Consider the following 11249-nt stretch of genomic DNA (forward strand, 5'->3'; position numbering starts at 1 on the left):
AAGTGTAGGACATGAGCTCTTGGCTAATTGATATGGATGGCGTCCTCGTGCACGAGGGCCTGGCGTTGAACGGGGCCCGGGAATTCTTGGGCCGGCTCGACGAGAAGGGCATTCCCCACCTCATCCTCACGAACAACTCGATCTTCACTCCCCGCGACCTCGCGGCGCGCCTGTCGACCTCCGGTATCGAGGTCGACGAGAAGCAGATCTGGACTTCTGCTCTGGCGACGGCCAGGTTCCTGGCCACCCAGTCTGACTCGCGCCGCGCCTACGTGGTGGGCGAGGCAGGCCTGACGACTGCTCTTTACGAAGAGAACTTCATCATGACGACAGCCAACCCTGACTTCGTCATCCTCGGCGAGACACGCACGTACTCCTTCGAGGCGATCACGACCGCGATCCGTCTCATCCAGAACGGTGCCCGCTTCATCGCCACGAACCCGGACGCGACGGGACCCTCCGCTGAGGGCGACCTGCCCGCGACGGGCGCTGTCGCGGCCATGGTGGAGAAGGCGACCGGCCGCAAGCCCTTCTTCCTGGGCAAGCCCAATCCGATCATGCTGCGCTACGGCCTCAACCGGATCGGGGCGCACTCTGAGGACACGTCGATCGTGGGCGACCGCATGGACACGGACGTTCTCGCAGGAATCGAGGCCGGTCTCACGACTCACCTCGTTCTCACGGGCTCGACCAAGAAGGAAGATATCGTCAAGTTCCCGTTCCGTCCCGAGTATGTCCACAACTCGATCGCGGACGTCATCGACTTCGTCTAAACATCTGTCTCTCTGGAGGGGCGCCGGGTTCAGCCTGGCGCCCCTCCAGCATCCCGCCTGTACGGTGGAGGACATGAATGACGTCATCGAGCCCTGGTGGGCCGCCGCCAGAGCCTCCCTCCCGGGCCTTCCGGAAGATCCTCCCGGCGCGTGGGCCTTCGGCGCCACAGCGGATCACGCCGATGAGCTGCTGTCCCTCGTCCTTGCCGGTGTAAAGACCGGAACGGCGATGTCTCTTCGCGAATGCGAGCTGACAGGGGAAGCCATCCCGCGTGCCGGGGATTACAGCATCATTCTCGACGGATCCGGGCGGCCGGCTGCGATCATCCAGACCACGCGGATCGATATCGTGCCCTTTGGCGACATCGATGCGGAACATGCTCACGCGGAGGGGGAGGATGATCGGACTCTCTCTGCCTGGAGGGATATTCACGAACGATACTGGCGCACCTACTCCCCTGCCGGTTTCGCGTGGGACATGCCGGTGGTGTGCGAACGCTTCACACTCATCCACCCCGCACCCGAGACCGCCGAGGTTCACCCATGACGATCACCCGCTCCCTTATCCTGTTCGCTGCCGCCGCGCTTGCAGAGATCGGGGGCGCCTGGCTCGTGTGGCAGGGCGTGCGGGAAAGCCGGGGGTGGCTGTGGATCGGCGCTGGCGTGATCGCCCTCGGAGCCTACGGTTTCGTCGCAACCCTCCAGCCTGATGCGAACTTCGGCAGGATCCTTGCCGCCTACGGCGGCATCTTCGTTGCCGGTTCTCTCGCATGGGGCATGGTGGTCGACGGTTTCGAGCCGGACCGCTACGACATTGCCGGGGCGCTCCTGTGCCTGCTGGGAGTCGCTGTCATCATGTACGCGCCCCGATCCTAAGGCTCAACGCTCCGCGGTGCACTCGGCCTAGAGATCCCACACGATCGGTGTGACCGTGCCCGTTTCCCAATCCCTGCGGAGCACGCTGTAGGCGACGGAGGCGAGAGGTTTGCCTCCCTCGACGGGCCACGCCTCACGATAGTAGGCTTCCTGGACCCACCCGCACCGTGCGAACACCCGCCTCATGGCAATGTTGTCCTCCCGCGTCTGCCCCTCGAACCTGTCGACGCCGGCAAGGGAGAAGGCATGCGCCGTGGCCGCCTCGAGGACCTGGGCGCCAAGACCTCGTCCTCTCATGGATTGGGCAAGCCTCATGTCGAACAGAGGCGCCAGGTCCGTCAAGTCCTCGAACCGGAGGAAACCGATCCTGCCGAGACTGTCGTGATCGATCCAATATGAGTCATTGTCGTCGTCGCGGTAGCTGCCGTCGGCGATAGCGGTCTCGACATCCTCACGGGTCACCGTCTGGCGCACGTGAAAGGGAAAGCGGTTGGACGTCATGAACGACACGAGCTCGTCGTAGTCGACGCCTACCGGGTCGAGGCGGGTCAGGGTGATAGTCACGGAGCAAGGCTACCGGTAAGAGCCGGTGAATCGCATGATCCGGTCTCACGCCGCCGAATCATGTTGTGGACGGGCTGATGTTGGCGACTCAGCACGTTGTTCGTCTCACGCCGGGGATCTTCGCATAATCCGTCTCATCCATGCGGAATCGTCAGAGTGCCCGGCCGATTCGACCTGCCAGCGTCAGCTTTCGGGGAGCGGATCACATGTGGTCCGTGGCTTTTTCTTGCGCTTGCTCGGTGCAAGAAGTATGAACCCTGACAGGGTGGAGGCTCCGATGAAGATGACAGCCCACCAGGGGAAACCGAGGCCCACACCGTCTCCGCCGATGGCTTGACCGCCTAGCTCATCGATCGGGTCAGCTACTCGCACCGCATGAACCATGTACCGGTGGCTGTTGATGCCGATCGGAGAGCAGGTAAAGAGCGTCACCCAGTCCTCTCCCTCGATGATCTCGAGGGACTCCGTCTCGCCCGGCAGCACGGTCTCTGTCCATTCGACCCGATAATGGTGGTCCTCTCCGAGGACCGAGATCCAGAAGAGATCTCCCGGCTCAGCCTTGAGGATCTCCGTGAACAGCTTTGCCTGCGGAAGTCCCGAGTGGGAGGTGAGGACAGCCCTCGTCGAGGGGCCGCCAACTGGTAGAGACGTTCCGTACATGTGGCCTACGCCGTGCGAGATCGCACGCTCGGATGTGCCGTGGTAGATCGGCAGTGCGATGTCGAGGCGCGGGAAATTCACTGTACCGATCGCATCGGTGCCGCTCACGCGGAGCATCTCCTCATACGCTTGGTAGACAGCACTTCCCGCTTCAGCGTCCTCCTCTTGAGTGAGGTAGGGGTCGGTCAAGGGGCCGGGTTCGAGGTTGTCGTTGTAGGCGTAGGCGGCATCGAGGATCCGTTGCCGCTGCTCACTCGGAGTGCCTTCGACTTGGCGCACGTAACCCGAGATCTCCGAGTTGTGCCCGATGCTGCTGATCCAGTCTGCACCGTCAGGGTAGACGAGGAGACCAATCCCTAGCATCGCCAGAATCTGCAGAATGATGCTCGACGTGCGAACCTTGCGCCGCTTCCTCCGTATCGGCCCGGGCGGCTGACTGTCAGCCGCCCCGGGCACCTCCACGTCGATCACAATGACGCTGACACTCCCGTGTCACGTGCCTGGCGCCTCCGCGAGGCAAGCGCAATGATGCCGGCAAGAATGAATGAGATGCCCAGGAATCCGAGGCCCGCTACCTGGGAGCCTGTGACCGGCATATCAGGAATGCTTGGCGGCACGGGCTTGCGTTCCACTTCGAAGATCAGTGTCTGGAACTGGAGAACGTCGTTGACCGCGCCCGCGAGGGGCCTGTCGTCAACCCAGGTCCACCCGGGTGGGATGCACACGGGGACGGCCCAATAGAGTCGGTAGAGCGGATCGCTCGGGTCGCGGTCCAGTCCGTTCGCGAAGTTGGAGAAGCGCAGGCCTGGGACGATGAACCTTCCCTGGTCGTCTGTCACCCACTGATTGACACCATCAACGCTGATGGGGTTCCTCTGCGCTCGAGCATCCGCCTCGGAGGCATAGACCATGAAGCACGCGTTGGCGATGAGATTGCTGGGGTTGCCGTACTCGTGCACTACGACGGAGAGCGGACCCCACTTGGTGATCGCGGTGTCGCTCACTCCTCGACCATCATCGATCGATGACCTGCTCGGGTAGAGAATTGCTTCGTTGATCAGCTCGCCTTCTCGGAGAACGATGGTGTCGTATTCGATCGTGACCGTACTGTTCGGGTCGCGCTCCAGCGCATCCTCAAGCTTCCGCAGACCAGCATCGGTGAACTCGATGGCGACTGTGTTCGTGTCGGGGTCGAATGTCACGGTGTAGTCGACGCCCGGCGTCAGCGGCGCACCTCCCGCAATGGAGACAACAGGGGTGCCCGTGTACTCAAGTTTCGTGTCGATCACCTGCTCGACACGGTACCCGTCGAGGCTCGGGACGTTGGGGATCGTCGACGTCGACGTCCAGTGGACAATGTCGCCGAGCACGATGGCATCCTGGTCGACAACATCGAGGCTGATGCTCGCTACTGCGTTCTTCGGGTAGATGTGCACCGTGGTCAGCCACTGATCGCGGCTGACCGGATCGGTCAGCGGCAGGGCGACGAGGAACGGGACCGCCTCGACATAGCCCGCGGGGGTCATGACCTCCTCAACATAGTAGAGGCCAGCATCGAGGGGAGTCAGGGTCGCGTTGCCGCTCGCGTCCGTTGTTGCACTGGCGGCTGCTGGAACATTGGACACGAGATCTGCAGCATCATTCGCCGCGAGAACGGAGGCTGCCTGCTGACCGGCAATGGTCGTCAGGTCGATACCCGGGACACGTTTTGCGGTGAATGTTGCGCCCTTGACTGGTCGGAGGCCGGTCGTGTCCTGGACAAGGCCGTTGGAGGGAACCCCCCGCTCATCGGGCTGCTCGAACTTATGGATCTCGATCGTCATCGTCTCGGACTCAAGAGGTGCCGCGAGAGCTCCCTGCGCGGTGATCAGGGCAAGAACCATCGCCAGCAGAGCGCCCAGCAGACTCTTCACTGTCATGTTGTTATGTGCGTCGGTCTTCTGCTTCACCGCAGCCCCTCCCACTTACTGTCGAATACGTGTTCCGTCGCACCATTGGGTGCTTTGCGCCGATTGACCGGCTTGAAAAGAATGAATGCCACCAGTGCAGATCCAGAGATGAAGCCGAGTGCCCACCACGGGAAGCCTGCCGTTTCTCCGCTACTCGCCAGTTCCTTGCCGTCAGAGCCGACTGGTGCATCGATTCGCTCACCATGGACGAGGAGGCGATGGCTGTTGATGCCGATAGGGGTGCAGGTGACGAGGGTGACTCTGTCTTGCCCGGTGGAGATCCTCAACGATTGAGTTTCTTCTGGGAGGACGGTTTCGATCTGACGAACCTCGTAGTATCGATCCTCTCCCATGACGTTCACCGTGAAAACATCACCGACCGCAGCCTTGGGCAAGTCGGTAAAAAGTGAGGCCGATAGGAGGCCAGAATGACTGGTCAGCACCGAGTGTGTCGACGGGCCCCCGATTGGAAGGGAGCTGCCGTACAAGTGCCCCACGCCCCTGCGCAAGACGTCATCGCTGGTGCCATGGTAGATGGGGAGTGAGATATCGAGACGCGGATAGCGGATCTCACCAATCACACCGTTTTCGCTTGCGGTTAGTGTGCTCAGATACTGCTGGTAGCCCGGATCGCCCGCCTGATCGCTGCTCGACCCCGAATACGGATCGCGCAGCACTCCGGCTGGAACGTGAGAGTTATATTCCTCAGCGTCTCGAAGCGTGTCGGTGAGTTCTTGCACCGGAATGTTTTCGATCTGACGCACGTAGCTCGCCACATCTGACCGTTGGGTGAGCGAAGCGAACCAGTTTGCCGCACTCGGGTACGTGAGTGCCCCGAAACCTATCATTGCGATGATCAGGAGAACGATGGGTGTGCGTGCATTTGTGAAGCCGGACTTCGAACCCGACCTGGGAGGGGTGCCGTACGTCGACGATTCCAGGGTTTCGCTCATGCCGACACCTCCTCTCAGCCCAGGTTCTTCCATTCGGACGGGTGGAGGCTCAGAGTGAGCCCCCACCCGAGCGTGCTACTCGGCAGCCAGTTCGCTGTCGCGACGGCTGCGTGCCACGAGCATGACAGCGGCGAGGATGGAGATACCTGCCAATGTCAGGACTCCCGTTCCCATGCCACCCGTCAGCGGGAGCTCGAAGCCACCGTTCGCCGGCGCGTTCTCAATCTGTGTCACGACGACACGGCTTTCGGCAGCCTTGACAATGACCGGGACGGGTTCTGCCAGAAGCTCATATCCCGCGGGGGACTTGACCTCCACCAGCCAGTATGTGCGGTAGTCAGGGTCGTCTTCAGCCAACTCCTTACCATCGGCAAACCCGCTGTAGCGGAGGCCCGAGATTCGCACCTCACCATTCTCATCGGTCGTGTACCGGTTCGTGCCGCCAGAACCGACTGAAATGGGGTTCCTGCCGGCTTCCGCATCTTCCTTGCTGACAAAGACGCTGAAGACTGCGCCTTCAAGAACGGTGTTGTCGGATGCGTCGACCTTCTTGATCACGATGTCGCCCCACTTCGACTCGACGATCTCGCTCGGGATTCCTTCTACAGTGCTGTCGTTGGGGAAGAGGATCGCTTCGTTCTGGATGATGCCAGCGGTTACGCCCGTTCCCATGGAGGCGACGGTCGTTCCGATGACAACCTGGACCTGGGCGCCTGCCGTCGAGCCCGCGAGCCCGAGCTTTGCGAGACCAGCCGGGGTGAACTCCACCTGGACGTTCTGGCCGAGATTCGAGCCCGGACCGGGGATCGGGTTCGGGAGCACGGTGTAGTCACCGGCATCGAGAGTGACGCCAGTTACGCCGATGAGAGACACGGTGACGGTCTGCAGTGCCAGACGAGCATCAAGCTGATCAGTGATCAGGTACTTGCTGGGAGCCAGGAACTCCAGGTTATCGGCGCTGGGGTCGCCTCCGGTGAAACCGGGGTTCGCGGTGCGGGGGATGTCAGCCTTGATTGTCCACGTGACCGGATCGCCGATCTTGACACCCGCCGAATCCTCGACCGTTTTCTCGATGTTTGTCGTCGAGTTCTTCGGGTAGACATTGATGTCGTAGAGCCATTTATTAAGATCTGTCGGATGCGTGAGGGGGACTGTCATCACCCACGGCACAGACGGAGTCACGTTAGCGGGGTAAGCAGTTTCTTCGAAGTGGTAGAGGCCGACCGGGAGATCCGCGAAGACTGCCGGAGCGTAAGCTCCGCTGGTGCCCGTCGTTCTGACAACCTCAGAACCAAAGGCAACGGATGTTACCGCAACGTCCTCGTAGGTCCACGAGTTGGTTGCCGCGTCGTAGTCAAGCTTCGACGCGTTCTGCCAGCCCTCGTTGGTCGTCAGGTCGAACGTGACAGTTTCGGCGTCGACCTCGACGCTTACTACCCGCTGCGCTGTGAAATCGACACCGGCTATGGTCGGGCTCGTTACAGTTTGCTCTAGACCGTTCGCCGGATTGCCAGCAGTATTAGGCTGTTCATGCTTGTGGACGGTCACCGTTCCGGTGATGGGAGCTCCCCCAGTGCCCGGGAGAATGAGCGGGCTGTCCGCGTCACCTGGAGCGGCGTTGGCAACGGCGCCTCCGCCGAGGGCGAGAGCGAATGCGGCACCGGCTGCAACGAGCCCTGCCAGCGCACTGCGCCCTCTCTTCTTGATATTCATTGTTCTACCTTCCGAATGGAGAGTTGTTTTTCAGGATTAAAACGTGGTTCTTCATCGCAATCACGAGCTGACGCTGTTCCGACGTCGGATGAACAATCCGACTCCGACTGCAGTGATGATGATGATCAGCGCTGAGCCCGAGAGCAAGGCGTTGATCCCGAGACCGCCCGTGAGGGGCAAAGCAATCATGCGCGGATCCTGGATGATCATGAGCCATCCGTCTCCGTCAACGCATGCCACGCCGCCGGACCCACAAGTTTTAGCGGGATTCCCCTCGCGGTCGTAGACCGTGAGTCGTCCTTCGCCGTCAGCGTCCGCGACAGTGAACTTCACTGGTTCTGCAAGAAGCTGGTGATCTGCCGGAGCCCGTGTCTCGAGCAGCCAATATGTTCCCGCGGGCAGGTTCTGTGATCTCCAGGCGCCCTGCTGTGCAGGGGAATCTGTCGCGTAGAGATAGGCACAGTCTGTCGGGGATCCGGGATAGTCACTAGGATCGACATTCCACGGCACGGTGGGCACGGTGCCGGTGAAGCCAGCATCGATCCAGTTCTGCTCTGTACACATGGCCGCCGGCACTGCCGCGCTCATCGTTCCACCGCTATCGTCGCGGATCTCGAAAGCGTGTCCGGAGAGTCCCTGTTCGACGCCGTCGACGCTGACACCGTCCTTGCGAATGGTGAAGAAGCCGTTTTGGATACGATGCTCGACCTGGCATTCGTCTGAGTTGAAGCTATCCGGAACGCCTGTTTCACACTGCTGCGGCGGCTGGGAGGTGCTGTCGGCCGTGGCTGCGTTGAGGAATGTGGATCCCCACTGAATCTCTTCGGGCTCCCATTGGCCATCAATCGTGGGAGCATCTCCCACTGTCACGGAGTACCAGACTTCCGCGCGGACAATGTTCGCCGGCATATCGAACTCCGATGTGGTCAGAGTCCACGTGCTATCGAAATAGGGAGCTGTTCCGCCGCCAGCCTGCAGGACTGGGTCTGTCACACAGTCAGCTTCCCCGGAGCAGGCTGTTTGCCTGTTCCCGTCGCTATCGTAAAGATAGATGCCGATCGGGAGAGCGCCCGAACGGATCTCTGCATCGGGGGCCCAGGATCCAACTTTCAGCACATCTGTCATGTCGTCGGTGACAACGACATCGTCGAGAGCCCAGTTCCCGGCACCACCGTTAAGCTTGGAGACCGTCACCCGGTAGTGGACGGTATCGCCGCTGTGGACGAGGGAATCGTCTGCAGGCAGTGAATCCTTCGACACAGTCCACGCGGGAATAGGATGCTGGGTGCACAGCGCGGAGTCGTCTTCACAGGTGGCGGGAGGGTTCTCACCGGCTGGTGTGACATAGTTGCGCATCCAGTAGCCTGCGAGCGGCTGGTCAGCATTCTCGCGGGCGGCAGCGTTGTCCGCGTTATCCTTTACCCGCACGGGGAAGGAAATCGTTCGAACTTCACCAACGGGCACCGTGCCGGTGATCGCGAGCTGCTGGCTCGTGGCGTCCCACGATGTGGTCAAGGGTGGGGTTCCCGACGCCGTGATCACCGGAGCCGGCACGACGTCAGTGCCATTGACGAAGACGGCGTCGTCGAGCACGTCCTTCAGGTGATCGACGTGATTCACCGTCGCGGCAGCTGTGCCCGAAGTGTTATCGAAGGTCAGTGTATATGTCACTATCCCATCCGGGTTGACCGTGGTCCCGGATTCGGGCGAGGACGACTTGTCGACCGATAGATTAGGGGTCAGTGCCTTGTTCGTGAAGATGCAGTTGATGTTCTCACCCGGCACAAGCTGGGGGCTCGTGGTGGTGCTGAGCGCGAACGACAGGCTTCGCCCGTTTCCGTTGATAAACGATGTCTGGGAACCGCCGACATAGCAGGCCCACGTCGTCTGGTAGCTGCCCTCATTTTGAAAGATGGTCTCGCTGGCCGTGAACGTTCCGTCGAAGATCATCGCGAAGGGACCGATTTGTTCTTTTTGCAGGCCCTGCTCGTTACCAGTCGTTGTCGCCGACGTGAAAGGTGTTGTCGTACCGCCAGCTGTTCTGGCAGCGTTCAGCACGAACTGGTCGCCTGCTTGGAACCGATCTCCGTCAACGTACTTCTGTACGCTGATGGTTGTCGGCTCCGCGCAGCTCGCGAGGTCGACGAAGGCGCCGCCCCCGCTCAACGTGGTACGGCTACTGAGAATATTCATGGACGTCGGGTCGGCGAACGAGTTGAGGGCGCCCTGCTGGATGATGGCACGACCGCTCTGCGTATATGTCACGCCGTTGACAGCCTCTCGCTGGCCATTCGGCAACCGGCCCGCATTGGCCGAACCAATGATCGTGGGGACCTCGGCGAGTGTGTGGGATCCCGGAATCTGCTGGAGGGCAACACCTTCGACAGATCCAGAGACTGTGTATCCGCCGTTTGTGTCCGACATGATGAACTGGAGGTTATTGGCACCGTCGAAGGCGAAGTCCCCGTTCATCGCGTTAGCACTTGTCGTGAAGTTCACGGGCCGCTCAACGTCGACGTGCGCGACTTCGCCGGTGCGGTAGCCGTTGCCCGCCGAGTAGCGATAGACGTGCATGCGAAGGGCACTTCGCCCATTGATGTTCTCGTTCGACGAAGAGAAGTATGCGTAGTAGAATTCTTCGCGGCCCTGATAGATCGTCGCATCGCCCGCGACAACATAACCAGCAGTCGGGGACAGCATGTCCATCGTGAATACGGGATAAGGAGCTGCGTCCACTGACGGATCGAAGCGATACGTGGTGACGTTTCGGCCGTTGGCGTCCTGACCCGCAAAGTAGAAGATGCCGGTGGGTGTCACACCGAGCGCGTTGCCAGTCTGGTTGGCAGACAGAGTGACCGACGAGTTGGGAACCTGCGTTGTTGTCGTATTGATTGCCGTCTCTGCCGCGTTATGGGTCGCCTTCAGTATCGCTGTGCTCGATGACGTCGACGAGTTTCGGCGCAACGTATAGTATTCGTTTGTCGCCGCCGTGCAGATATTCGTCTGCGATCTCGGTGCAACCATGAGGTCGGTGAACACCCAGGGGCCGTTTGTCGGCCATCCTGACGGACTACTGCCGCTCCCAGGGATCTCTATCCACGTGGCGGTCGACGTGGTCCAGCCATACTCGTTGATCGACCCGACGGGCTGGATCCGGTATCGGCTGTTCGCACTGATGTCGTGGCGAGTGTCGTACGATTCCCCCTCGCGGATGAGAAATGGAACCGCGAAGACTCCGGGGGCTGGATTCTGGTCCATCGACGACGGATGGCAAGGATCGACCGTGCAGTCGGCCACGTTGGCAGTGCCCGTCGGCCAGGACGTTCGACCCGCGGGCCCACCGACGGTCACGGTGGCTCCTCCCACCGGGTTGCCCACCGCATCGGTTACCTTCCAAGTCAAGTAGTTGCGTCCGGTGGGGAGAGCGAAGAGGCCCGCTTCCACATCTCCCGTCGATACTGATGCAGACGAATCCTCGGGACCTTCCGGCTCACTGAGGATGGCGGAACCCTCCGGCTCGCTGGAGATCTCGTCACTTGCGGGTTCGCTGACCGGCCCTTCGGACTCTGCCCGCGAGAGCTCGTCTGATGTCGGATCGTCGACCGGCTGCTCACTTTCGGCCGGTTCGATGGTCTCATCGCTGACAACAATCGTCGGATCGACATCAACGTTCTGCTGGGCTTGGGACGGCATGACGCCGGTCAGCAAGCTGAGGGCGAACACAAGTCCAAGAGCGACGTTTGAACGAGACATCGTAAGCA

Annotated in this window: 9 protein-coding genes; 3 read left to right on the forward strand and 6 right to left on the reverse strand. The window is 61.0% G+C overall.

Annotated features, from left to right (window positions below):
* Positions 1 to 11 precede the first annotated feature (11 nt).
* From H2O75_RS09705 to H2O75_RS09715, 3 genes are all read left to right on the forward strand, one after another.
* Complete coding sequence (locus H2O75_RS09705; RefSeq protein ID WP_182171423.1) at positions 12 to 773, forward strand: HAD-IIA family hydrolase; 762 nt, start codon at positions 12 to 14, stop codon at positions 771 to 773.
* Between the two features lie 73 nt (positions 774 to 846).
* A complete protein-coding gene (locus H2O75_RS09710; RefSeq protein ID WP_182171426.1) occupies positions 847 to 1320 on the forward strand; it encodes an ASCH domain-containing protein in 474 nt (157 codons plus the stop codon).
* Entirely contained in the window at positions 1317 to 1649 is a 333-nt protein-coding gene (locus tag H2O75_RS09715) for a YnfA family protein (protein ID WP_182171428.1), read from the forward strand. The genes H2O75_RS09710 and H2O75_RS09715 overlap by 4 nt, the downstream gene beginning before the upstream one ends.
* 27 nt (positions 1650 to 1676) lie before the next feature.
* Here H2O75_RS09715 and H2O75_RS09720 read toward each other — a convergent pair whose 3' ends face one another.
* From H2O75_RS09720 to H2O75_RS09745, 6 genes are all read right to left on the reverse strand, one after another.
* On the reverse strand, positions 1677 to 2213 hold the full coding sequence (locus H2O75_RS09720) for a GNAT family N-acetyltransferase (protein ID WP_182171431.1): 537 nt from the start codon (positions 2211 to 2213) through the stop codon (positions 1677 to 1679).
* 183 nt (positions 2214 to 2396) lie between these two features.
* Positions 2397 to 3236 (reverse strand): class C sortase, encoded by an 840-nt coding sequence (locus tag H2O75_RS09725; protein WP_182171434.1) that lies wholly within the window; start codon positions 3234 to 3236, stop codon positions 2397 to 2399.
* A gap of 104 nt (positions 3237 to 3340) precedes the next feature.
* Positions 3341 to 4792, reverse strand: a complete 1452-nt coding sequence (locus tag H2O75_RS09730; RefSeq protein ID WP_182175179.1) for a SpaH/EbpB family LPXTG-anchored major pilin — start codon at positions 4790 to 4792, stop codon at positions 3341 to 3343.
* Between the two features lie 26 nt (positions 4793 to 4818).
* Positions 4819 to 5808: a class C sortase gene (locus tag H2O75_RS09735; RefSeq protein ID WP_310650319.1), complete on the reverse strand. Its 990-nt coding sequence runs from the start codon at positions 5806 to 5808 to the stop codon at positions 4819 to 4821.
* Between the two features lie 42 nt (positions 5809 to 5850).
* The gene (locus H2O75_RS09740) at positions 5851 to 7488 is read right to left on the reverse strand and encodes a SpaH/EbpB family LPXTG-anchored major pilin (RefSeq protein ID WP_182171439.1); all 1638 of its coding nucleotides are present in this window, start codon (positions 7486 to 7488) and stop codon (positions 5851 to 5853) included.
* Between the two features lie 60 nt (positions 7489 to 7548).
* Positions 7549 to 11241 carry a DUF7927 domain-containing protein gene (locus H2O75_RS09745; RefSeq protein WP_220462729.1) on the reverse strand — a complete coding sequence of 1231 codons (3693 nt, stop codon included), beginning with the start codon at positions 11239 to 11241 and terminating at the stop codon, positions 7549 to 7551.
* Between the last annotated feature and the right edge of the window lie 8 nt (positions 11242 to 11249).

This window comes from Flaviflexus equikiangi (assembly GCF_014069875.1).
Lineage (GTDB): Bacteria > Actinomycetota > Actinomycetes > Actinomycetales > Actinomycetaceae > Flaviflexus > Flaviflexus equikiangi.

What these genes read in the sequence shown, in the direction of transcription:
- H2O75_RS09705 (WP_182171423.1), top strand. Translation starts at nt 12, where the DNA reads ATGAGCTCTTGGCTAATTGATATGGATGGCGTCCTCGTGCACGAGGGC.
- H2O75_RS09710 (WP_182171426.1), top strand. Translation starts at nt 847, where the DNA reads ATGAATGACGTCATCGAGCCCTGGTGGGCCGCCGCCAGAGCCTCCCTC.
- H2O75_RS09715 (WP_182171428.1), top strand. Translation starts at nt 1,317, where the DNA reads ATGACGATCACCCGCTCCCTTATCCTGTTCGCTGCCGCCGCGCTTGCA.
- H2O75_RS09725 (WP_182171434.1), bottom strand. Translation starts at nt 3,236, where the DNA reads ATGCTAGGGATTGGTCTCCTCGTCTACCCTGACGGTGCAGACTGGATC.
- H2O75_RS09730 (WP_182175179.1), bottom strand. Translation starts at nt 4,792, where the DNA reads ATGACAGTGAAGAGTCTGCTGGGCGCTCTGCTGGCGATGGTTCTTGCC.
- H2O75_RS09735 (WP_310650319.1), bottom strand. Translation starts at nt 5,808, where the DNA reads ATGGAAGAACCTGGGCTGAGAGGAGGTGTCGGCATGAGCGAAACCCTG.
- H2O75_RS09740 (WP_182171439.1), bottom strand. Translation starts at nt 7,488, where the DNA reads ATGAATATCAAGAAGAGAGGGCGCAGTGCGCTGGCAGGGCTCGTTGCA.
- H2O75_RS09745 (WP_220462729.1), bottom strand. Translation starts at nt 11,241, where the DNA reads ATGTCTCGTTCAAACGTCGCTCTTGGACTTGTGTTCGCCCTCAGCTTG.